This window comes from Skermanella mucosa (genome assembly GCF_016765655.2).
In the GTDB taxonomy this organism is placed as follows: domain Bacteria; phylum Pseudomonadota; class Alphaproteobacteria; order Azospirillales; family Azospirillaceae; genus Skermanella; species Skermanella mucosa.
Map to the genome: position 1 here is coordinate 3,496,088 of NZ_CP086106.1, position 23,551 is coordinate 3,519,638.

Consider the following 23,551-nt stretch of genomic DNA (forward strand, 5'->3'; position numbering starts at 1 on the left):
GGCGCTCACGGGATGCCGATCAGCTTATGGGTCTGGAGGCTGAGGCGCCAGCGCGGATGGTCCCGGCAATAAGCCACCGCCCGGGCGGTGTTGGCGACGCGGTCGGCACCGTCCATGGGCTGGAGCCAGAAATGGCGGAACGGCAGGTCCTCCAACTCGGCGGGATCGAATTGGGGCTGGGGGAAGACCAGCTTGAGTTCGTGGCCGCGGCGGAGCACCCAGTCGGCGCCCGCCTTGGGGCTGACGCAGATCCAGTCCACGCCGGGCGGTGGCTCCAGGGTGCCGTTGGTCTCGATCGCGATCTCGAACCCCTCGGCATGAACAGCCTCGACCAGCGCGCCGTCGAGCTGGAGCAGCGGCTCGCCGCCGGTGAAGACGACGTAGCGGTGCGGCGTGCCCGGCCCCCAGGTGCCCGCGATGGCGCCGGCCAGCTCGGCGGCGTTGCCGAAGCGACCGCCGCCCTCGCCGTCGGTGCCGACGAAATCCGTGTCGCAGAAGCGGCAGGCGGCGGTCTCCCGGTCGCGCTCGCGCCCGGACCACAGATTGCAGCCGGCGAAGCGGCAGAACACGGCGGCCCGCCCGGCATGGGCGCCTTCGCCCTGCAACGTCTTGAACAGTTCCTTGACGGCGTAAGCCATCCCAACCTTCCCGCTGATCCTGAGACAGGGTTTTGCCCTGCGGAAAGCCGCGAGTCCAGGACGGCGGAGCCCGGAACGGTCACAGCCTTGCCATGTGCCTGAAGCGGGGCGAGGATGGGGCATTGTTCCGGTGCGTGATGATCAGGGGGCTCACCTTTCTCGGAGTGGACGCCGATGTCCGGGGCGGCGTAAAGGGCATGAACAACGGCGCCGCCGCGGAAGTAAGAACAATTGGACAGGGAGAAGACATGGTCAGTTTCGCAGTGCTCGGCTGCGGCCGCATCGGCCGGATGCATGCCCGCAACATCAAGTCCCATCCGCGCGCGGAGCTGGCCGGCGTCTATGACGTGGCGGCGAGGGCCAGCGAAGAGGTCGCTGCGGAACTGGGCGCCCGGGTGCTGGGATCGGTGGACGAGGCGCTGGACGATCCCGCGATCCGCGCCGTCTTCATCGCGTCAACGACCGATACCCACGTGGACCTGATCACCCGCGCCGCCAAGGCCGGCAAGGCGGTGCTGTGCGAGAAGCCGATCGACCTGGACATCTCGCGGGTCGAAGCCTGCTGGCGGGAGATCGGCATGCTGGACCCGCTGGTCATGATCGGCTTCAACCGGCGGTTCGACCCCTCCTTCAAGGCGCTGCGCGACAGGATCCAGGCGGGGGAGCTGGGCACGGTGGAACAGGTCGTCATCACCAGCCGCGACCCCGCCCCGCCGCCGGCCGCCTATGTCCGGGGCTCGGGCGGGCTGTTCCGGGACATGACGATCCACGATTTCGACATGGCGCGCTATCTGGTCGGCGACATCGTTGAGATCCAGGCGATGGGGGCCGCCCTGGTCGATCCGATGTTCGCCGAGGAGGGCGACATCGACAGCGCCATGATCGTCCTGCGGGCGGCGTCCGGCGCCCTGGTCCATATCAACAACAGCCGTCGCTGCGCCTATGGCTATGACCAGCGGATCGAAGCCTTCGGCGAGAAGGGCATGCTCCAGGCCCATAACCGCCGGCCGACCACGGTGGAGGCCTGGGGAGCCGAAGGGACGCAGGCCCGCGATCCCGTGCTGAACTTCTTCATCGAGCGCTATTTTGAGGCCTACATGGCGGAGATCGACCATTTCGTCGATTGCGTCGAGACGGGAGCGAAGCCGCTGGCCGGGTTCAACGAGGGCCGGGAGGCGCTCCGCCTGGCCGATGCCGGGCTGGAGTCGCTGCGCACCGGCCGGAGCGTGCGGCTGGACCGGTGAGGCGAAAACAAGAAAGCGGGGAAGGAAGAGCCATGGAAAAGACGATCCGGCTGACCGCCGCCCAGGCGGTCGTGCGGTATCTGGCGGCCCAGCGGTCGGTGGTGGACGGGGCGGAAGTGCCGCTGTTCGCCGGCTGCTGGGCGATCTTCGGGCACGGCAACGTGGCCGGGATGGGCGAGGCGCTGTACCACGCGCGGGAGACGCTGCCGACGTTCCGCGCCCACAACGAGCAGGGCATGGCCCTGGCGGCGGTCGCCTTCGCCAAGGCCAGCAACCGGCGCCGCATGATGGCCTGCACGACCTCGATCGGGCCGGGAGCGTCCAACATGGTGACCGCCGCCGGGGTGGCGCATGTCAACCGGCTGCCGGTGCTGCTCCTGCCCGGCGACGTCTTCGCCAGCCGCCGTCCCGACCCGGTCCTTCAGCAGATCGAGGACTTCAACGACGCCACCGTGAGCGTCAACGACTGTTTCCGCCCTGTTTCCCGCTGGTGGGACCGGATCACCCGGCCGGAACAGCTCCTGACCTCCCTGCCCCGCGCGATCCAGGTGCTGACCGATCCGGTCGATTGCGGCCCGGCGACGATCTGCATGGCGCAGGACGTCCAGACCGAGGCTTACGACTATCCCGAAAGTTTCTTCCGGCCGCAGGTCCACCGGATCCGGCGCCCGGCCCCGGACGCGGAGGAGTTCGCCCGGGCGCTCGACCTACTCGCCGGGGCGGAGCGGCCGCTGGTCATCGCCGGCGGCGGGGTGCTCTATTCGGAGGCGGGCGGGACCCTTCAGGACTTCGCGGCCAGGCACGGCATCCCGGTCGCCGAGACCCAGGCGGGCAAGAGCGCCATGCCGTGGGACCACCCCCAGGCGGTCGGCTCGATCGGAGTCACCGGCAGTTCGGCGTCCAACGCGCTGGCCCGGGAGGCCGACGTGATCCTGGCGATCGGCACCCGGCTGCAGGACTTCACGACCGGATCGCGGGCCTTGGTGCCGGGCGGCGCCGCCTTGATCCAGCTGAACATCCAGGCCTTCGACGCGGGCAAGCACCGGGCGGTGCCGCTGGTCGGCGACGCGAAGCGGACGCTGGAGGACCTGACGGCCGCGCTGGGTCCCTACAAGGTCGCCGACTCCTGGCGGGAGCGGACGGCGGCGCTGGTCAAGGGATGGAACGGCGCCGTGGATCAGGCGGTGTCGCCGACCAATGCCCCGCTGCCGACCGACGCCCAGGTGATCGGCGCCGTCAACCGCGCGGCCGAGGCCCGGGACATCGTGGTCTGCGCCGCCGGCGGGCTGCCTGGCGAGCTTCACAAGCTGTGGCGGGCGGGTTCGCCCAACGGCTACCACATGGAATACGGCTTCTCCTGCATGGGTTACGAGATCGCCGGCGGGCTGGGCGTGAAGATGGCCCGGCCGGACCGAGAGGTCTTCGTCATGGTCGGCGACGGCAGCTACATGATGATGAACTCGGAGCTTCAGACCTCGGTCATGCTGGGCCGCAAGCTGATCGTCACCGTGCTGGACAACCGCGGCTTCGGCTGCATCAACCGGCTTCAGCGGGCCTGCGGCGGCGAGGGCTTCAACAACCTGATCGAGACCGTCGACCACAGGGCCGACGACAGCTGGATCGACTTCGCCGGCCACGCCCGCAGCCTGGGCGCCACGTCCGAAAAGGTCGCAAGCATCGCGGAGCTGGAGCAGGCCCTTCGGCGGGCCCGGCAGTCCGACCGGACCTATGTGGTGGTGATCGACACCGACCCGAATCCTACCACCGAAGCCGGCGGCGCCTGGTGGGACGTGGCGGTGCCGGAGGTATCGGAGCGCGCCCAGGTGAAGGAAGCCTTCGACGCCTATGTCGATGCCCGCCGGGATCAGGCCCAGGGCTGAACCATGACCAGGAACGAAGAGGCTGCGATGACGGTCAAGCTGGGCACCAACCCGATCGCCTGGAGCAACGACGATCTGCCCGAACTGGGCGGCGACACCCCGCTGGATACCTGCCTGCGCGAGACCCGCGAGGCCGGCTTCACCGGGACCGAGTTGGGCAACAAGTTCCCCAGGCGGCCGGAGGCGCTGACGGCCAAGCTGGCGGAGTACGGGCTGGAACTCGTCTCCGGCTGGTACGGGGCGGAACTGCGCAAGCGCACCGTGGAGGAGGAGATCGGGGCGATGCAGCCCCATCTCGACCTGCTGGCGGCCTGCGGCTGCAAGGTCATGGTCTTCGCCGAGACGTCGGACACGGTGCAGGGGCGGCGCGACGTGCCGGTGTCCGAACGGCCGGTCATGACCGAGGCGGAATGGCCGGTGTTCCTCGACCGGATCGCGAAGCTGTCCGGGTACATGGCCGGAAGGGGCGTCCGGCTCGCCTTCCACCACCACATGGGGACGGTGATCGAGAAGGCCCACGAGGTGGACCGGCTGCTCTCCGGCACGCCCGATACCGTGGGGCTGCTGTTCGACACCGGCCACTTCACCTTCGCCGGCGACGATCCGGCGGCCGTTTCGAGGAAGTGGGCGAAGCGCATCAACCATGTCCATGCCAAGGACGTCCGCCCGGACGTGCTGAAGCGGGCACGGGACGGGCGCTGGAGCTTCCTCGACTCCGTGATCAACGGCGTCTATACGGTTCCCGGTGACGGAATGGTGGATTTCGAAGCGGCGCTCCGCCCGGTCGCCGAAGCGGGCTACGACGGCTGGATCATCTGCGAGGCCGAGCAGGACCCCGCCAAAGCCCATCCCCTTACCTATGCCCGCAAAGGCCATGCCCATCTGCGGGCGACCGCCGAAAAGCTCGGTCTCACCGTTCAGTAAAAATCCCCTACAGTTGAAGAAAAGGAGAACAGGGTGGAAGTCGAATGCGTTCTGGATGCCAAGGCCTTGCTTGGAGAGTGCCCGGTCTGGGCGGCGGAGGAGCAGGCCCTGTACTGGGTCGATATCCTCGCCCCCGCCCTGCATCGGCTCGACCCCGCGACGGGCGCCACGCGGACATGGGCGATGCCGCACTCGATCGGCTCCTTCGGGCTGCGGGAGAGCGGCGGCGCCATCGTGGCGCTGCGCGATGGCTTCCACCTGCTCGATTTCGGGACGGGTGACCTCACGCCGGTCGCCAACCCGGAGCCGGACATGCCTGGAAACCGGTTGAACGACGGCAAGGTGGCGCCGGACGGCAGCTTCTGGGCCGGCACCATGGACGAGGAAACCATGAGCCGGCGGACCGGCTCGCTCTACCGCGTGGCACCGGACGGCATGGTGCGCCGCATGCTGGACGGGCTGATCGTCTCCAACGGCCTGGCCTGGAGCGCAGACGGCCGGATCCTGTTCCATTCCGACAGCAGGGGGAAGCTGATCTGCGCCTTCGACCATGAGCCCGGCACCGGCGACCTGTCCAACCGCCGCGTGATCGCCGAACCTTCCGAAGAGGTCGGCCGCCCCGACGGAGCCGCGACCGACATGGAGGGCTTCTACTGGAGCGCCGGAATTTCCGCCGGGATGCTGAACCGGTGGTCGCCCGACGGCAGGCTGGACCGGCAGATCCCGATGCCGTGCGCGGCCCCGACGATGCCGTGCTTCGGCGGGCCGGACATGCGGACGATCTATGTGACCTCGCTGCGCCACAACGTATCCGACGATCGGTTGGCGGCGTCCCCCCTGTCGGGCGGGATCTTCGCGCTGAGGGTGGATGTGCCGGGCGTGCCGGTGGCGAAATTCAAAGGATAGGGAAACTTCCATGACGTTGAATGTCTGCATGGTCGGCTACGGCATGATGGGCGTCTGGCACACCGAGGCCCTGAAGCGGACCGACGCCGTGCTGCACACCATCGTCGGCCGCAATCCGGAAGGGGCCAGGGAGTTCGCCGAACGCCACGGCTACCGAAAATGGTCGGTCTCGCTCGACGAGGCGCTGGCGGACCCGGAGATCGACGCCGTGATCCTGGGCACGCCGAGCGACCTGCACGAGGAACAGGCGATCAAATGCCTGGAGGCCGGCAAGCACACGCTGATCGAGATCCCCATCGCCATGAGCCTGGGCGGTGCCAGGCGCGTGGTCGAGACGGGCGAGAGGAGCGGCAAGGTGTACGGCCTGTCGCACCCCATGCGCTTCCGCCGCGAGCGGGAAGCCCTGCTCGCCCGCACCCGCGCCGGAGAGGAGAAGATCCGCCATATCGCCGGGCGCTTCTTCATCAAACGGCTGATCAATATCGGCGCCACGGGATACCGGCGGAGCTGGACCGACAATATCCTGTGGCACCATTTCTGCCACTTCGTCGACCTTGGCATGTACCTGTTCGACGGCGCGCCGATCCGGCGGGTCCAGAGCTACCTGGGCGACCTGCACCCGACGACGGGCATCCCCATGGAATGCATGGTGATGGTGGAGACAGAGGCCGACCAGTCGCTGCTGGTCCACGGGTCGTACCACGCGGCCTATCGCTTCTACGACAAGCTGATCGTCACCGATCGGGACACCTATTTCTACGACATATTGGCCGGAACGCTGAAGACGTCGGACGGCACGGTGGAGATCGAGAGCGAGCAGGACAACTGCACCCGCGTCACCCTGGACTTCCTGGACGCGATCCGCGGGAACCGCCCGCCCCGGGCGTCCGGCCCGTCCGTGCTGCCGGCGATGCAGGTGCTCCAGAAGGTCCAGGACGACTGGGACGCCCGCCACGGCGCCCGGGCCATTCCGGGCCGGCCGTTGCCGCGGGGTTGAGGTTCAGAATGCCGGATGCCGGCCGGCGGGACCGCCTCACGTCTCCAGCCTAGCGACGGCCTCCATGTCCCGGCGGCGCTGGTCGACGCGGCGGTCGTGGCTCCCTCGGAGCCACCGCGTTGATGGTTCGAGGCTCCATACTGAACCGGTGGAGGCGACCGCGTCCAGACCTCCGGGAGGGCTTCCGTCGAGCCGCGGCCGCCGCTGCTACCGGCGCTCGACCGCGGCCGTGGCCGTGTAGGTCTTGCCGCCGACGGTGAACCGCGCCAGCACGCCTGCCGGGCACTGCTGGGCCACCTTCCGGATGTCGGCCCTGTACCGGTACTGCCCCTTGCCCGGGTCGGACACGTCGGGAGTGACGGCGGCGACGCCGTACTGGACCGTGCCCGCCGCGTTGAGGATGGTGACCGACCCGCTCGGCGGAACCGTGCTGCCGCGGACGTCCCACTCGATCTCGTCGGCGGCGCGCTGGCGGCACTCCGCCCGCAGGATGCTGACGCGCGGCGCTTGGCTCGCGTCGTCGCCCGAGGCCGTGGCGCCGTAGGCGTAGACGGTGCCTTTGCCATCCGCCTTCGGCACATAGTATCCCGCCACGACGATGTCCGTGCCGACCGCGACCGAACCGGGGGCGATCTCGAAGCCGGCCGAGTTCTTCAGGGGGGTTCCGGGAAGCCGCGGGTCGTAGGTGACGGCCGGCATGTCGGCGGCAGGCGCCGGGTCGGGGTAAGGTCTGGCGTCGGGCGAGGCCGGCAGCAGGACGACCGGCATTCCCTCCACCTCGAAGCCGGTTTCGTCGTTCAGCGTCACAGTGCCGATCAGGTGGTGCTCGGCGGGCTCGACATAGACCTGCTTTGCATAGATGCCGGAGACGTCGCGCGTTCCCGTGACGATGGCATGGCCGCCGATGAAGCCAGGCTCCGTCCTGCCGGGCAGTGCCGGCCCGTTCGCCAGATCGCCATGGGAGAGCGGCGCCGTGGGGGAGGTCAGCTTGGTGTCGGGAGTGACGACGACCGTCAGCCCCATGACCTTGATCACGCTGTTGCCGTTCTCGACGCCGGTGGCCTCGAGCGGTCCTTCGATCTCGATCACCCCTTGGCCGGTGCTTTGGGCCAGGACGGGCGCCGTACCGAAGAACGCGGCGGCCATCAGGACAGGGACGCAGTGGATGATGCGCATGATGGGTCCTCGATCGCTCCGTGAGCGGAAATGATGTTGCATCGATGCGCCCGTCAGGACGCGCATCCCCGGGCCCCGAGGCGGTGCCTGAGGCGGAAATGCTCGGCCTTCGTGCTGAAGGAGACGGCGCTGTCGTCGTGGAGATCGTGAAACTGGCCGATCTCGTCCGCGTAGACGGTCTCGGCCAGGGACAGGAGCACCGCTTCGCTTTCCAGGCGCGCCTTGTCGGCGGCCGACCGGTAGCTCTGGTAGGGCTTCGGTATCCGATCGGACGCCGTGTAGACGTGGCAGTCACGGAATCCGTCATCCAGGCCGAGCCTGTTCCGGCGATCCTCCCCCGGCTCGGCGGGCCGGCCGGCGGCATCGTCCCGTCTGTCTTTTTCGGCGGATCTCTTCGCATTCTTGGTCGGCTGGAGGGCGAGCTTTCTCGCGTCGCCCTCCCCGGCGCTCACCGTCGCAGGCACGGCCAGGCCGGCGATCAGCAGGGCCGCAACGAGCGTTACCGATCTCAGCATTCTCGGCTTTCCTTCCTTCGACCGAAGTGTTTCCTCGATACCCAAGTAGATGACGGGTTTGGGGACCCCGATATTTCCGATGCGGAAATAAATTCCATACCCCGACGCGCGGACGGTTCTCCGCGCGGCATGCGTCCGGCCGGATCGTCACCGGACCCGTGAAAAATCTTTCCGCAAGCTGATTGTGATCAGGACGGCATCCCTTTGGTGCTGCCTCTTCAGGCAAGTATATGTTCCTGAAGCTGCTCTCTATCCTGGCCGGCAGTGCCCCGGAGTGTGGGGCCGAAGAAAAGAATTCTCAATCGGGGGGACACAATTCCATGGGAAGAGTCGCAGCCACGGTCGCGTCGACGTTCTGCCTGCTCATCGGCATGACACCGACGGCGTTCGCGAGGGATGATCATCGGCACGATGATCGGAAGGATGGACGGGACGGCATTGAACGGCAGGTGATCGGCAAGATCCTGCGGGCCGATTACGACGGGTTCAGCGACGACCTGCTGACGGCGGGCCTGGGGGCGGCAGGCTTGGCGGGAGCGGCGCCCCAGCCGGCGAACCCCTCCTCCCCGACCGCCGAGGAGCTTCGCCGGATCGCGATCTACAACAATTACCGGGCTCTGGTGGACGTGTCGGCCGGAGGCGGCTACGGCACCTTCTATGGCCCGCTCGTGGAAGTGGACGATAAGTCGAAGGATCGCGACGGGAAGATACCCGGGACGGAGTACCTGGCGCTGCTGGACGGGGATGATCGCGGCAACTCGCGGGTGACGGTGGCCGTGCAGATCCCGGACAGTTTCCGTCCCGACAGGCCCTGCATGGTGACCGCGACCTCGTCCGGTTCGCGGGGCGTTTATGGGGCGATCGGCACCGCGGGCGAGTGGGGGCTGAAGAAGGGCTGCGCGGTCGTCTACAACGACAAGGGGACCGGCACCGGCTTCTTCGACCTGGAGAACGGCAAGGGCTACACGGTCCAGGGCGAGCATGTCGAGGCGTCCCGGTCGGGCAAGCCGCTGAATTTCGAGCCGCGGATTCCGCAGCGCGAACTGGACCGGTACCTGGAGGACAACCCGGACCGCTGGGCGATCAAGCACGCCCATTCCCGCGAGAACCCCGAGGCGGACTGGGGGACGGATACCCTGCGGTCCGTCCAGCTCGGATTCCATCTGCTGAACCGGCATTTCGCCGGCGAGAAGGATTTCCGGAGGATCACGCCGGACAACACCATCGTCATCGCGTCGAGCGTGTCCAACGGCGGGGCCGCGGCATTGCGGGCGGCCGAGGAGGACAGGCGGGGCTGGATCGACGGCGTCGCCGTATCGGAGCCGAACGTCAATCCGAAGCGGGACCGCTCCTTCAAGATCCAGCAGGGCGACGGTCCGGCCCTGGCGGAGCACGGGCGGCCGCTTTACGACTATATCTCGTACTACACCCTCTATCAGGGCTGCGCGGCGGCGGTGCCGGGCAACACCCGGGCGCTGCAGGTCTGCACCGACCTGAAGGCGCGCGGGTTGCTGAACGAGGGAACGCCGGCCGAGGCCCAGGGACTCATCCAGGAATACGGCATCGTGCCGGAACAGAATGCCCTCGCGGCATTATACTGGTCGGCCAATGTCTACCAGTCCGTGACTGTCGCCTACGCGAACGCCTATTCCAGGGCCAGCGTGACCGACGATCTCTGCGGCTTCTCCTACGCCCATGCCGATGGGACGGACCGGCCCGCTCCCCTGCCCCGCGCCAATGCCGAGCTTGCCTTCTCGCAGTCCAACGGTGTTCCTCCGATCATCGGCATCCAGCTGATCCGGAACGGCGTTTCGACCACGACGGTCGGCGGGGCGGCGGCTCCGATGGCGGACGTGGACGGCGCCGCCTGCCTGCGCACCCTGTGGACCGCCGGTGACCGTCACCATTCACGCAGGGGGGGTGACGGAAAAAGCCCGGCGCGGCGTCTGGCGGAAGGAGTCGAGGAGGTGCTGGCCACGGCCGACCTGCGCGGCAAGCCTGCCGTGATCGTCCACGGTCGGGCCGACGCGCTGATCGCGGTCAACCACAGCTCGCGCTCCTACTATGGTTCCGCCCTGAAGCAGAAGCAGAATGTCCGGTACTACGAGGTGACCAACGCCCATCACCTGGACGCCTTCAACGCGATCCCGGCCCTCGCAGCCGCATACATCCCTCTGCATGTCTACTTCAACGAGGGGTTGGACTATCTGTACGACCATCTGACCAAGGGCGACGCGCTGCCGCCTTCCCAGGTCGTCCACACCGTTCCGCGGGGAGTGGGAGCCTCCGGCGTTCCTGCGATCAGCCGGGACAACGTGCCGCCCATCGCGAAGAAGCCCCGGAAGGAGGACCGCATCACGTTCCGGGAGTCGGTTCTGCGGATACCGAATTGAGGTCCACCACCTGAACGGCGAAAGGCCCGGGTCTTACGGCCCGGGTCTTACGGCCCGGGCCTCCAGCTAGGTGTGATCCGGCGTCAATCCGGGACGAGATCGGCGGCTTCGCGCTCCCGCCCGTCCATGCTTCGGGAGAGCCCTTCCTTCACGTTGGCCCGATCCTCGGCGGTCCGGTTCTGGCTCATTTTACGCTTGGCCTCGATCCGGGCGATGGGCAGACGGAGACCGACGATGCCACGCAGTTGCGCCTGGATGAAATCGGGCGGAGCATCGACGACGGCCCAGGGCCGGGGACGCGGCGCCTCGTGGAGATCGGTCAGGCGCGTGACGACTTCCAGCAGGCGGTCGGCATCCTCAAAGAACTCGACCGGGCCGTAGGCGTGGACCGCCACGTAGTTCCACGTCGGAACGACCTTTCCGTCCAGGCTTTTGCGTTCGTACCAGGACGGGGTGACATAGGCATCCGGCCCCATGAAGATCGCCAGGGCATCGCCCGACGGGGCGTCCTTCCACTGGGGGTTGGCCTTGGCGACGTGCCCGTAGAGCGTGCCCATTTCCCCCTCGCGGCAGTCGAGGAACAAGGGAAGCGGCGTGCATGTCAGTCCGCCGGCCGTGGCCGTGACCAGGTTGGCAAGCTTGGCGGCTCGCATGGTGTCCTGGATGAATGGCAGGTCGGTCTCGCGGAACGCTGGCGGATTGTACATTCGGGCCTCCTTGACGGGATATAGTCTCCTCGAAAACCGCTCCGCGGTGAACAGACCGTTTCGGCTTTTTCCTGCCGACACGAAAAAGCCGCCGAAACCGGTCAGGTTTCGGCGGCTTTTCGCTGGGATTTGGTTGCGGGGGCAGGATTTGAACCTGCGACCTTCAGGTTATGAGCCTGCGGCAACGCCGAACGTAAGTGATTCATCCACAAGGCTTTTTCCAACTCCAACCACTTGCTGCTTGTAAATCAGCGTCTTACAGACTCATATCAGACCTAATAATGCCGCTGACGGACACTGGGTGCCGATTTGCGGACGGACACAATGCGGACATGGCTCACATGCCGATCAGGATCACCGACAAGCTGGTCAGGGACCTCCCGTCGCCGGCCAAGGGCAACATCATCACCTATGACACCGACGTCAAGGGCTTTGGCGTGCGCATCACCGCCGCCGGTGCGCGTGCCTTCATTCTCAACTACCGGACCGGGGGCGTCGAGCGTCGCATCACGATCGGCAGCTATCCGGACTGGTCGGTCGCCGCCGCTCGGGACCGCGCCCGCGAACTCAAGCGCGAAGTCGACCGCGGCAATGACCCGATGGGAGAACGGCACGACGACCGGGCGACCGCCACCGTCCACGATCTTTGGCTCAGATACGAGCGGGAGCACCTCCCCCACAAGGCGCCGCGGGCGCAAGCGGACGATCGGGCGATGTTCCGCGACTACATCCTGCCCAATCTCGGTCGGATGAAGGTCAAGGACGTGCGCCCAACCGACATCGATGCGCTTCATCGTGCGATCAGCGCGCGTCGGAAGATCCGCGCCAACCGTGTCATCGAGGTGCTGAGCAAGGCGTTTTCGCTCGCCATCCGGTGGGAATGGCGGCCCGACAATCCGTGCGACGGGGTGCGTCACAACCCCGAGGAGCCCCGAAGCCGGTACCTGCGTCCGGATGAACTGGCCAGGCTCTCTGCCGCCCTGGACGGGCATTCCGAGCAGACCTCCGCGGACGCGATCCGGCTGATGCTGCTGACGGGCGCGCGACGCGGGGAGGTGCTCGGGGCGACCTGGTCCATGTTCGACCTTGAGCATGGGATCTGGATCAAACCCTCGGCCCACACCAAGCAGCGTCGCGAGCACCGGGTTCCGATCTCGGGGGCGGCCATCGACCTGCTACGCCGGCTGCTCGCGACGACCACAGGCCCTTACCTATTCCCGGGTCGCAATGGCAGTCACCTCACCGACATCAAGAAGACTTGGCAAGCGGTGCGGAGCGCGGCCGGCCTGCCAGACGTGCGGCTGCACGATCTCCGCCATACCTATGCCAGTCTGCTGGTTTCGGCTGGACAGTCGCTGCCGATCATCGGTGCCCTGCTCGGCCACACTCAGCCCCAGACTACCGCCCGCTATGCACACCTGATGGATGATCCGCTACGCGCCGCAACTGAACACGTCGGCTCCCTGCTGATCGGCATCCGAACGTCGGCAACGTCGGAATGAAACTCCTTGGATGCTGAGCTATCATCACGCTTCGGCACCAATAAGCAGGTAGAAAGTAATGAAACCGAAATACTTGAAGGAGTGGCTGTCGCTGCCGGAGGCAATCGAACTCGTCGGCGGTGATGCCATGGGCCTTGAACTGGCAGTTCAAGACGGGAAAATAACACCTCAGATATCCGGTGCCGGTGGCGTGCCGGTCTACTTGGTGGACGCACGCACGCGTCCGACAGCACGCCTAGATCCGACACGAGATCTTATTCTCATCAAGGACACCTATGCGCCTTGGGCAAAGGACATCGAGTATCCCTCCCCGAAATTTTCCCGTTCGGAAATCGCCAGCGTCTTCGGTTTTCACCCAACAACTCCACCGGATTCCGCAGCACAACCCGCACCCAAAAAGCGCCTGCTGAACGCAGGTGGTCGCCCGCCGAAAACCAATTGGCATCCCATCGACATGTATATTGTCGCTATAGTATTCGACAACAGCTTCCCAGAGAGTCAAGAAGCAGTTTCAGAGATAACGGATCGGGTTGTGGAATACGTTGATGACACATTCAGGGGCGAGTTGCCCGGACGTGAAGAGATCCAGAGCCGAGTTATAAAGATCCTGGATGACTTTCATGACGCGGTGAGTCACGCCCGAGGCGAGACGTACTCCTGAAAACCTGGGTTTTCCGGTTTTTTTCGCGACGCATCGGCATCTGAGGTTCTCTGGGTTCCAGTGACGGCGATCGTCGTCGTCTGGAACCAGAAGGATACAGATATGCCGCAGAGTGTTTTCAGTGGAATAGATCAGCCGACAGTGATCCCCGCCACTGACGGTGAGCCGCAGGCTACCAGCCGAGGCAAGCTTGGGCGACATGCGCTCGATGAACATCTCACCCTCGGTGAATATGTCACTCCGGATCAACTCGCCCAACATCTTGAGGTGTCCGTACGCACGCTGAGCCGGTGGCATGCCCGGCGCATCGGCCCGCCGCGTTGCTCGGTCGGCAAGCTCATCCTGTATCGCGTTACCGCGGTGCGCGCTTGGATGGTCGAGCGCGAGTTCACACCGGTTACTCCCGCTATGCGCCGCTCTGCCGGGGGGCACCGTTGATGATGTCGGCCGAAAATGATCTTCACGGCGCCGACGATGAGCTAAACTCCAGCGGTTGCGCCGATATGCCGCTGGAAGCGGACCGCGATCAGGTTACACGCTTTGTGGACGCGTTGTTCCGGTATGCCGACGAAGGCACCTACGTCAGCCTGCGCTCATACCACGAGGGCAGCAATAAGGTGTTCAGCATCACGCCAGTCGCGCTGACCCATGATCACACAGGGCTGATCGATACAATCTGTCGCGAAATATGCGTGGCCGCGAGTGCCCCCATGCCGGTCGTGTTCTGCCCGCCGGTCGCAACCTTCTGGAACGATGATCCGGCGGAACGCTGGCGGGCGCGGCAGGAGGACCTGCGAAATGGCCTGGCTCTCTCCGTCGAATGTGACCGGCAACCGCAGGAGGCGCGGCGTATACTGGAGGCACTGTTGGGTCCCGCCACTGTCGTCGTGCGCTCTGGTGGGACCTGGGTCGATCCGCAGACCGGCGAAGTGCAGGACAAGCTTCACCTACACTGGAGGCTGACCGAACCGACCCGCGCAGCCGAAGACCATGCCAAACTCCGGCTGGCGCGCCAGATGGCGACGGCATTGGCTGGGGCTGATACGTCAAATGTTCCGATTGTTCACGCGATCCGCTGGGCGGGATCCTGGCATCGCAAGCATGAGCCACGACTGGCCAAGATCGTCAAATTGACTGAGTCGGCCGAAATCGAGCTGCCGGATGCACTTGAGCTTTTGGAAGAGGCCGTAAGAGTTGCCGGTATCGACACGGTTTCCAAGAAGCCGCATGGGAGTCCCGGCGACGGTCGTACCGACCGTCGCGGAACCGACGGGTTGGTGAAGGATTTGCTCACCGGTGAGATCCAGCACGCCAGCATAGTCAGTCTTGCCATGCGATTCCTGGTGGCCGGCATGCCGGATGGCCAAGCTGTACTGACGCTGCGGGGTTTCATGGAAGCCATTCCTGAAGACCGGCGGAGTACGGCCGCTGAGGCGAACCGCTGGCAGGCGCGCTACGACGACATCCCGCGAGCTGTCCGCACGGCACGGGCGAAGCTTGGCCGGCAATCGGCAGCTTCGGAATCGGCGTCTACTTCTCATGGCCCAACGGTCAATGGCAGGCCTGTAGCTGACTTCGAGGGGCCATCGGCTGGTACCGGGACGATGCCGGGACAGGACAATGCTCCGGCTGAGGACGATTCGGCATGCGACCGTGATGCCAAGGCGACGGCAAACGCGTCAACCGGCGAGTACAGCAGTCGGTCGACCGAGGCTCAGGAAAGGGTGTACGAGCATTTCGGCGCGGGTGCTGACGGTGAACCCATCGAGTTCAGCGACGAGGCTCTGGCCCTTGAGTTCACCGAACGCCATGCCGAACACCTGCGCTTCGTACCGGGATGGGGCACGTGGTTGGAATGGGACGGCACCCGCTGGGCGCGGGACGAGATCAATCGGGTCTTCATGCACGCCCGCACCCTCTGCCGCGCCGTCTCGGAACGAGCCAACGATGAGATCGAAGACGAGAAGTCTGCCGCCAAGATCGCGTCCAAGGTTGCCAGCCGCAGTGTCGTGACCAGCGTGGTCAAGCTGGCCGAAGCCGACCCGCGCCATGCCCGAACCGCAGCCATCTGGGATGCCGATCCGTGGGCGCTCAACACGCCGGGCGGCATCGTCGATCTGCGCACCGGCGCACTGAACCGGCATGATCCTCGTGCGCATTGCACCAAGCGAACCGCCGTCGCGCCGGCGGAAGGCTGTCCGCAGTGGCTGACCTTCCTGGATGAGGTAACTGGCGGCAACCCAGATATCCAAGCGTACCTAAGGCGGATCGCTGGCTACTGTCTAACCGGCTCGGTCAGCGAGCATGCCCTCTTCTTCCTCCATGGTCCCGGCGGCAACGGCAAGGGCGTGCTCAGCAACACGATGACCGACATTTCCGGCGACTATGCGACCGTCGCCAGTATGGACACTTTCACCGCCAGTCAGATCGACCGGCATCCTACCGACATGGCCATGCTGCGGGGCGCACGCCTGGTCACCGCGCAGGAAACGGAGGAAGGCCGGTGCTGGGCGGAGTCCAAGATCAAGTCTCTGACCGGCGGCGATCCGGTGACCGCCCGGTTCATGCGCCAGGATTTCTTCACCTACCAGCCTACCTTCAAGCTGGTCATCGTAGGCAATCACCGCCCTGGGATACGCAATGTCGACGACGCCATGCGGCGGCGCCTGCACCTGATCCCGTTCACCTACAAACCACGGAGGCCCGACAAGGATCTGCCGGACCGCCTCAAAGCCGAACGGCCGGGCATTCTCGCCTGGGCAGTTCAGGGTTGCCTGGAATGGCAGCGGGTGGGACTGGCTCCGCCCGCCAGCATCACAAACGCCACGGCGGAGTACCTGGCCGATGAGGACGCGGTTGGGCTCTGGTTGAGTGAACGATGCCTGATCGCGTCACACGTCACCAGTACGACCCACGACCTGTTCGCCAACTGGCGGGGGTGGGCCGAGGCGGCCGGCGAGCACGTGGGGTCGATGAAGCGGCTGGCGCAGATCCTGATCCAGCGCGGCTATGAGCGGTGGCAAGATCCGCGCACCCGGCAGAAGGGCTTTCGCGGTCTTTGCCCGCGGCTCCTTCCATAGCCGATCAACGCCGTTCGTAGAGCTCGAATGCCCCTGAAGCTAGCCATGAAACTCAAGACAGCTCGGCACGCCCGTGTGCGAAACGATCGAACGGATTCTCCAGTTAATGCGCCTCACGCGCGCATGCATGTAGAGAAGAGAATAGGAAAAATCGTTTCGATCGTTTCGCACGATCTGTCCGAACTTGGCTCAAGTGGTATCAATGACATCCAAACACTCACGAGCATATAGCTCGCTAAAAGAAATCCACTTGACCTCTCTTCAAGGAGGGTCCAGCCGAATGGTCGAGACAGGACACCCTCTACCCTTAAGGATCAATCAAGTACACCGGCACACACTGTTCCCCTTCTGGCTCAGTTGAAGCCGTTCGCCATCAAGGCGTCTCCTTGACATTATTGGTCGCCTAACCACAGGCAACCATGCCGACCTACACAGCTTACGGCACCGCCAGCACCCGCTCTGGTCACCCTTCGAGACCAAGCTTCAAATTTACAATCTAAATAGGAAATCAACGATGAACACCGCAACTACTTCGGATAAGATCTCGGCCCCCTGGCGGACAGCTTCACGTCAGATCCCCCACTGTTTCAATCATCGAATAGCTGATCGAATAAATTCGCGTCGCAAACAACAGTTATACGCGGTCATTGAGATCGGCCGTGATCTATTGTTGGTTGAGGAGGAAATCGGGGCTAGGCAGTTCGGTGAATGGCTGCAAGCTCATTGTCACATTGATGAGAAAGCCGCACGGAGATACATGCGTTTCGCCAAAAGGTTTGGCGATAAACTTGAGGTCATTTCGGAACTGCCGGATTCAATCCTTTACAAGCTTGGGGCAGGCGTGACTCCGGAGGAAGTGGCGCGTGTGGTCCTGGCTTATTTCGAGGCCGGTTGGCCTCTTCCACCTAACGAAATTGATCGTCTGATAAGAGAGCGCAGAGCTGAACTTCATGCTCGATACCTGGACGACATAATCGGATGATGCAAATGATCCTGCCTCAGCCGAAAGAACCTGCCCCCGGATCAGTTGGCCGCCCGTCGATCTGGACACACGCGCCAGCAGGCGTGAGCGTCACCGCCCCAAGGATCCTTCATGCACTCAGCGCCTGTCAGCCCGGTGAACGGCTGATGCATGGTTGGCGTGAGGTGGGACGGATCGGCAGGACCGGCATCCCACTGCCCACATTCCACTATCGTCTTGATGATGAGTGCTCTTCGGCGCTGATCGGGCAACATGGTGAGGTATTCCGGAAGCGGTTCACATGGGCCGGCATGGTGCAAGGCCTTCAGCCGGTGCGACTCATACCGCCCAAGCGCGAGCCCTGAGACTTCCGGTAATCCGGACATCGTAGTTCCGATACCGGAGCACGGTCGCCCGACCGAACTCCACAAGGATCTGGCCGGCAGCACCACCCAGCAGATGTCGCCCTAAACGATCGTCGAACCGACTGTCCCGTACCTGGGGCACCGCAGGCGGCGTCGAGAAGCACGGCCCTCCTCATCAAAAGGAAATAGGACAATGAACACCACGCAACTTTCCAGCAGCAACATGCTCGGGTCGGACAAGATCATCTCTCCAGCCCTGGCACTCGGCCATTCAACACTTGCCCAGATTGGCGACGTCGCACGCGACACTGCAGCCCGCATCCGACTCCGACACAGAAGACAAATCGGCGCGATTATCGAGAGTGGCATTGATCTGATCAGGATGAAAGAGCATCTCGGCGACGAGTTATTCCTCACTTGGTTGCAAGCTCAGCGCGGGATAAACGAGCACATGGCGCGTAAATACATGCGCCTCGCGCTGGAGTTCGGCGATAAGATCGAGATCGTTTCAGATCTGCCGCTGACAGTTCTTTATAAACTGATAGCGCGCGCAACACCCACTTCAGTCAGGACCGCAGTTTTGAGGTATCTCGCTCATGGACAGCGACTCGCTCCAGATGAAATAGATCGCCTCATCTTGGAGGGTCAGCGGGCCGAAGAACGAGTCAAAGCGGCGGAGAGGAGGGCCAAGAAGGCGGAGCAAGAGGCGAAAAAAGCTGAGCGGAAGGCTGAATGGGAGGCAAAACTCACTCCTCAGCAACGAGCAAGACGAGAGCGGCGAAACGCTAAAATAGCTCAAATGTCCCAATTAAATGGAACGGAGCCGTGCACGTCTTCAGCAGAAATGACAGCTCGCGGTTTGACTTATTGTCATTGCCCGGCCGGACAAACTTTACGTAAATCTCATGGACTCAGTATGGAGAACTAGGTTTTGCGACATAAAGAGGGGTATCGGCAAATTTCATGCGACATCCATTAGCTTCTGAAGTGTCGCGACTCACCATGGGTTATCGATCGACGTGATCGGCCCCGTTGTCCCGACACCGGTATCGCTATCGCCTTCGTTCCCATAACCATGGTCCGGCTTCGATCCAGAAGCCGGACCATCATCCATTTGGAAAGAGATTGCCGTCGGCATTGGCACAATCCTGCGGTGCATGTCAGTCGTTGATCTCGGGATCGAGCCCAGCTTCACTGAAACGGGTTTGCCACCTCGTCTGGCTCGTCTGGTGGCGCGATTTTGTCCGGCAGGTTCTTCTCGGTCTCAAGAGCTTGCACCACCTCGTCGATCACCGCCTTCAGGATCCGGGCATGTTCGAGCCCGGTCCTGTCGCGGGTCAGATCGATGTTGCCGTAGATCGACACGCGGTTCGTCCGGTTCTCGATCGTCAGGTCGCCGATGCCGAGCGACTCGCATTCGTTCGCGAAGGGCGAGATGGTCTTGTTCATGATGGCGTCCTCAGCGCATAAACTGCATCAGTCTGTCCAGGATCGTGTCCACGCTCCAGGGGCTCTCAGTCTGCTTCTGGCGCCTGCCCGGCAGCTTCGGGTCCGGCAGGGCCATTGCGTGATTCTTGACCGACGATGCAAGCCCCGGGAACGGATCGATCCCGGTGATCTGCTGAAGCTCGGCGATCGATACACCTCGCCACTGATCGCCATCGGCATTTTCCACGAGATAGGCGGCCGCCTGTTTGCGCTTGGGATCGTAGACGGCCTTGAAGATGTGGGTTGGCACCAGCACCCGTCCGCGCAGGCGCTGCAGGGTCGCGTCCTGGAAGACCGGGCCGCTGACGACGTACAGTTCCCCTGACTTGCGCGCGAGGCCACGCGCGGCGGACTCGATGCCCGACCAAAGGCCTCGGTTGCTCTGCGGATCCTGCGGGATGATATTGGCCAGGGAGAAGCTCTCGTGCTGCGCCTGATCGTCCGGCATATCGGCGGCCGGCGCGAGGTGGCCACGGTCGAAGCCGGAACGCGCGTAATCATTGAGGTCGGCGCGCTCATCGGTCGGCAGCTTGGCTTCCTCGTGGAAGGTATCCCTGCGCACGGTAGCCACAGCCGCGTCGAGCCCTTTTCGGGTCAGGTGCTCGGCCGCCCAGAGCGGGGAGCGCGTGATGCCGGAATGCAGCACGGCGAAGGCCGAGTAGCACAACGCCCGGGTCTTGGGGCGGAGCTTCGGGTTGATCAGGTCCGGCGCGCTGCCGTGTGGGAAGAACTGCGGGCACCCGGTCGGGGCCGCCAGGGAAATGGTGGTCATGCCGACGGTCGGGCATAACGCAAGAGCGGCTACGATGACGAGGCGCCTCAGCATGGGAGCACCAGAAGACACTCCGTGATCGATACAAACTTTTGACACCCCTGCCCCATCATTTTTCTTCCCAACCAGTGCAAAGCATTTCCCCTCAGCGTCTCCAGCGCCGCAGAGTCGGACGGGTTGCCTTGCCATCTTTCCTGGGCGTCTTGCATTCAAGCCGCGGCGTTGAGCTGTTGCTCAAGCGCACGACCGAGCTGCGACGGCATGACCGGCTTATGCGCGATACCCAGACCATGACAGGCGCACTCACGAAGGAACTGCAGGTCGGTTTCACCGGTCAGGATCAGGCCAGGGATGGGGCGGTTGGACAAGGTTCTGATGGCGAGAATGGCCTCGATGCCCGTACGGCCATCCCGTAGCCGATAATCGGCGATCACAATGTCGGGTCGACGACCCAGCCCTTGGACCTGGGCGATCGCCTCATCGGCGCTGGTGGTACCGATGGCCTCGTAGCCCCACTCCGTCAGGATCGCCTCCAGACTCTCCAGCACCATAATGTCGTCGTCGATCACCACAACCAATCGACCTTCACCACTCTGGTCCGCCCTCCCGTTCTCGAAAACCGGCTGCTGTGCCGACTCTGTCGCGGCAAGCGGCAGCTCAATGCTGAAGATGGAGCCCTCACCTAGTCGGGACCGTGTCTCGATGTGATGCCCCAGCAGGTCTGTGATGCGTCGGACGATCGCCAGACCGAGACCAAGACCCTGGTTGCGATCACGCGCCTGATTGCCAACCTGATGGAACTCGTCGAAAATGCGATCAATCTGTTCAGGGGGAATGCCGATACCGCTGTCCTCGACGTCGATGCGCAGGCGGTCGTCAATCCGTCGGCAGACGATCCGGATGTGTCCGGATTTGGTATAGCGGACAGCGTTCTCGACCAGGTTCCGGAGCACACGCCCGAGCAGCGTCATGTCGCTGCGCACGCCATCAGTGCAGGACTCGACCTGCAAGTCCAAACCCTTGGCCGATGCGATCGGAGCATAGCTGGCAGCAATGCCGTCGAGCACCGCCGATAGCGGAAAGTCGGTGATCTCCGGTTTGACAATGCCGGCGTCAAGTTGGGATACATCAAGCAGACTGTCCAGGAGCCCCTTCAGCGTTCCGAGGCCATGCTCCAGTTGCCGAAGCGCCTGCTGTCCGCGTGGGCCATCAACGTAGCCCCTGAGCACACCGGCGAAAAGGATCAGGGACTGAAGGGGCTGGCGCAGGTCGTGACTGGTCGCTGCCAGGAACTTGGACTTGGCGAGGTTGGCACGCTCCGCTTCTTCCTTGGCCTGGCGCAGCGCCTCCTCCCGGACCTTGCGCTCGGTGATGTCACGGGAGATGCCGAAGATGCCCGTGACAAAGCCTTCGGGATTTCTCAATGGCGTCCTGGTCGTGAGAAAGATCCGATCCTCGCCAAGATGAACATCCGGGATCTTATCCTCGGTAACCTCGGTCTCGCCGGCCAGCATGATGCGGACATCCCTGCTCTGAACCTTCTCCGCAGCCTCCGGGGGAAAAATATCCTCATCCGCAAGACCGGCGATGGTGTTTCGGTCCCGCCCGATGACTTGAGCAGCGGCTGAATTCATGGTCAGGTACCGCCCGTCCCTGTCCTTGGTGAAAACGGGATCGGGCGTGCTCTCGATGAGGGTCTCCAGCAGGGCACGCTGGCGCTCCAGGTCCTCCTGAAGCCGACGCTGCGCGGTAACATCCTGGCCATAGAAGGCCAGACCCTCGCGCGATGGGAACGCACGGAACCGGTACCATCTCCGGTGCGGCGGATAGTAGTCCTCCACCTCGGTCGGAACGCGCTCGACCATGGCTCGATGGTAGGCAGACCACATCCGCGTCTTCACGCCGCCCGGGTAAGCCTCCCACAGGTTCATGCCGACCTGATCCTGCCCTTGCGCGACATCGATCCGGGCGCGCTCGTTCATGAAGGTGATGCGCCAGTCGCGATCGACCTCGAACACGCTATCCGTGATGCAGTCAAACACCTCGGCGACCTTGCGCCTCGCAACATAGGCCTCATCGCGCGCCCGGTTGTAAGCCTCCAGGCTCTCTGCCATGGCGTCGAAGGCGCTCCCGAGCGCGACCAGTTCCGAACCGCCGTCCCTGATGCCGGCCCTGGAGGTATAGTCGCCGTCGCGCCAGCGTTCGGTTGCTGCCACCAGAGCCCGCACCGGACCGCGCAGGTAGCGGCGTGTACCCCACCAAGCCACGGCCAGGGCGAGAAGCGTCGTGGCGCAGAGCCCTCCCAGGGAACGCCACAGGGTGCCGCGGATCGGCGCCAGCGCCGCGGCCTTGTCCAGCCCGGCCATGACGAACAGGCCCTGCGCACCGGTGGCTGGCGGGACATAGCCCTGCACCCGCATGACGCCGTCGAGGCCGGCCAGATCCACGCTGCCGCTCTGTGCGGCCTCCAGCAGCGGCCGGTACAGCTCGGGCAGCGGCTTGCCAGCCGCGCCGGCCACCTCAGGCGTGCGGGCGAGCACGGTTCCGTGCCGGTCGGCGATGGTGAAGGCGGCTCCCACGGGTAGCAGCTTATCGGCGAGATAGTTCTCGAACCCACTTAGATCAACGAGGGCGATGATGAAGCCGGCCAGGGCACCGGTCCGGTTCCGGTAGGGCAGCGCGAAGGACAGGGCCGGCCTGTGTGTGTCCCGGCGGAAAACGAACTCTCCGACCGCAAAGCCGCCGGTCTCCCGGGCGAGGCGGATGTGGGGGCTCTCGCTTGTGGACAGGCCGAGTGCTACCTGCATGGTCGCGCACCGGATAACGCCGGCCTCATCGGTCGCGGTGACGCCGAGATAGGCCGGATAGCTCCTGCCAAGCCGCTCCGCCATCTCCTGACATCCCACCATGTCACCGTCACGCAGGAGCGGGGACTCGGCCCAGGTGCTGAGAAGGTGGCGGAGCCCCTCGATCATGTGGGTGTAGCCATCGTCAACCAGGACGGCGAGCCGCTCCGCCTCGGCGTTGATGGTGGCCACACGTTCGTTATGCAGTTGGATCTGATTGGTGATCTCGATTGCAATAATGGGAACAACAACTAGCATCACGAGCAGGATGAGGCGACGCAGAAGACTCATGGGGGCTTCCCTGACCCTGTGTTGTTCTTTCAAGAACGCTTAGCTTAAAAACAGAGCATCCACAATAAATGTTCTTTGTTCCAGGGTACTATGCCCTCGGGTTACTTATCCAGGCGATGAACTCTAATTACCGGGAAAGTTTCTTCAGGAACTATATTCGACTTCTACGTGGGAGTGTGGAGGGGTGACAGTCTTGCATTCTCGA

The 23,551-nt window shown here is 64.2% G+C and carries 19 protein-coding genes; 12 read left to right on the forward strand and 7 right to left on the reverse strand.

Annotated features, from left to right (window positions below):
• Positions 1 to 5: 5 nt before the first annotated feature.
• Positions 6 to 638: a 7-carboxy-7-deazaguanine synthase gene (gene queE, locus JL100_RS16075; RefSeq protein WP_202681279.1), complete on the reverse strand. Its 633-nt coding sequence runs from the start codon at positions 636 to 638 to the stop codon at positions 6 to 8.
• 248 nt (positions 639 to 886) lie between these two features.
• On the opposite strand from queE, the gene iolG reads away from it, so the two are divergent.
• Genes iolG through JL100_RS16100 form a run of 5 tightly spaced genes read left to right on the forward strand, consistent with a single transcriptional unit; the run spans position 887 to position 6,589 of the window.
• Positions 887 to 1,882, forward strand: a complete 996-nt coding sequence (iolG, locus tag JL100_RS16080; RefSeq protein WP_202681278.1) for an inositol 2-dehydrogenase — start codon at positions 887 to 889, stop codon at positions 1,880 to 1,882.
• Between the two features lie 32 nt (positions 1,883 to 1,914).
• The gene (gene iolD / locus JL100_RS16085; RefSeq protein WP_202681277.1) at positions 1,915 to 3,762 is read left to right on the forward strand and encodes a 3D-(3,5/4)-trihydroxycyclohexane-1,2-dione acylhydrolase (decyclizing); all 1,848 of its coding nucleotides are present in this window, start codon (positions 1,915 to 1,917) and stop codon (positions 3,760 to 3,762) included.
• A 3-nt stretch (positions 3,763 to 3,765) separates the two neighbouring features.
• A complete protein-coding gene (iolE, locus tag JL100_RS16090) occupies positions 3,766 to 4,686 on the forward strand; it encodes a myo-inosose-2 dehydratase (RefSeq protein WP_228420742.1) in 921 nt (306 codons plus the stop codon).
• 33 nt (positions 4,687 to 4,719) lie between these two features.
• A complete protein-coding gene (locus tag JL100_RS16095; protein ID WP_202681276.1) occupies positions 4,720 to 5,592 on the forward strand; it encodes an SMP-30/gluconolactonase/LRE family protein in 873 nt (290 codons plus the stop codon).
• Between the two features lie 10 nt (positions 5,593 to 5,602).
• Positions 5,603 to 6,589, forward strand: a complete 987-nt coding sequence (locus JL100_RS16100; protein ID WP_202681274.1) for a Gfo/Idh/MocA family protein — start codon at positions 5,603 to 5,605, stop codon at positions 6,587 to 6,589.
• Between the two features lie 207 nt (positions 6,590 to 6,796).
• Here the strand turns inward: JL100_RS16100 and JL100_RS16105 are convergent, their stop codons facing one another.
• A complete protein-coding gene (locus JL100_RS16105) occupies positions 6,797 to 7,765 on the reverse strand; it encodes a hypothetical protein (protein ID WP_202681273.1) in 969 nt (322 codons plus the stop codon).
• Positions 7,766 to 7,818: 53 nt separating this feature from the next.
• Positions 7,819 to 8,280 (reverse strand): hypothetical protein, encoded by a 462-nt coding sequence (locus tag JL100_RS16110; protein ID WP_202681271.1) that lies wholly within the window; start codon positions 8,278 to 8,280, stop codon positions 7,819 to 7,821.
• 320 nt (positions 8,281 to 8,600) lie between these two features.
• Between JL100_RS16110 and JL100_RS16115 the strand changes: the two genes are divergently transcribed.
• Positions 8,601 to 10,673: a 3-hydroxybutyrate oligomer hydrolase family protein gene (locus JL100_RS16115; protein WP_202681269.1), complete on the forward strand. Its 2,073-nt coding sequence runs from the start codon at positions 8,601 to 8,603 to the stop codon at positions 10,671 to 10,673.
• Between the two features lie 83 nt (positions 10,674 to 10,756).
• Here the strand turns inward: JL100_RS16115 and JL100_RS16120 are convergent, their stop codons facing one another.
• Complete coding sequence (locus JL100_RS16120; RefSeq protein ID WP_202681267.1) at positions 10,757 to 11,380, reverse strand: FMN-binding negative transcriptional regulator; 624 nt, start codon at positions 11,378 to 11,380, stop codon at positions 10,757 to 10,759.
• 341 nt (positions 11,381 to 11,721) lie between these two features.
• Between JL100_RS16120 and JL100_RS16125 the strand changes: the two genes are divergently transcribed.
• The 6 genes from JL100_RS16125 (at position 11,722) to JL100_RS16150 (ending at position 18,877) form a co-directional block, all read left to right on the forward strand.
• Positions 11,722 to 12,882 (forward strand): tyrosine-type recombinase/integrase, encoded by a 1,161-nt coding sequence (locus tag JL100_RS16125; RefSeq protein WP_202681265.1) that lies wholly within the window; start codon positions 11,722 to 11,724, stop codon positions 12,880 to 12,882.
• Positions 12,883 to 12,940: 58 nt separating this feature from the next.
• Entirely contained in the window at positions 12,941 to 13,543 is a 603-nt protein-coding gene (locus JL100_RS16130) for a hypothetical protein (RefSeq protein WP_202681262.1), read from the forward strand.
• A 60-nt stretch (positions 13,544 to 13,603) separates the two neighbouring features.
• On the forward strand, positions 13,604 to 13,981 hold the full coding sequence (locus JL100_RS16135) for a helix-turn-helix domain-containing protein (protein ID WP_202681261.1): 378 nt from the start codon (positions 13,604 to 13,606) through the stop codon (positions 13,979 to 13,981).
• Entirely contained in the window at positions 13,981 to 16,623 is a 2,643-nt protein-coding gene (locus tag JL100_RS16140; protein WP_202681260.1) for a phage/plasmid primase, P4 family, read from the forward strand. The genes JL100_RS16135 and JL100_RS16140 overlap by 1 nt, the downstream gene beginning before the upstream one ends.
• Before the next feature lie 514 nt (positions 16,624 to 17,137).
• The gene (locus tag JL100_RS16145; RefSeq protein WP_202681259.1) at positions 17,138 to 17,605 is read left to right on the forward strand and encodes a DUF3102 domain-containing protein; all 468 of its coding nucleotides are present in this window, start codon (positions 17,138 to 17,140) and stop codon (positions 17,603 to 17,605) included.
• Positions 17,606 to 18,142: 537 nt separating this feature from the next.
• Complete coding sequence (locus tag JL100_RS16150; protein ID WP_202681258.1) at positions 18,143 to 18,877, forward strand: hypothetical protein; 735 nt, start codon at positions 18,143 to 18,145, stop codon at positions 18,875 to 18,877.
• A 263-nt stretch (positions 18,878 to 19,140) separates the two neighbouring features.
• Here JL100_RS16150 and JL100_RS16155 read toward each other — a convergent pair whose 3' ends face one another.
• From JL100_RS16155 to JL100_RS16165, 3 genes are all read right to left on the reverse strand, one after another.
• Entirely contained in the window at positions 19,141 to 19,398 is a 258-nt protein-coding gene (locus JL100_RS16155; RefSeq protein ID WP_202681257.1) for a hypothetical protein, read from the reverse strand.
• Positions 19,399 to 19,408: 10 nt separating this feature from the next.
• The gene (locus tag JL100_RS16160) at positions 19,409 to 20,209 is read right to left on the reverse strand and encodes a DNA/RNA non-specific endonuclease (protein ID WP_202681256.1); all 801 of its coding nucleotides are present in this window, start codon (positions 20,207 to 20,209) and stop codon (positions 19,409 to 19,411) included.
• Positions 20,210 to 20,418: 209 nt separating this feature from the next.
• Positions 20,419 to 23,346 carry a PAS domain-containing protein gene (locus tag JL100_RS16165; protein ID WP_202681255.1) on the reverse strand — a complete coding sequence of 976 codons (2,928 nt, stop codon included), beginning with the start codon at positions 23,344 to 23,346 and terminating at the stop codon, positions 20,419 to 20,421.
• Positions 23,347 to 23,551 lie beyond the last annotated feature (205 nt).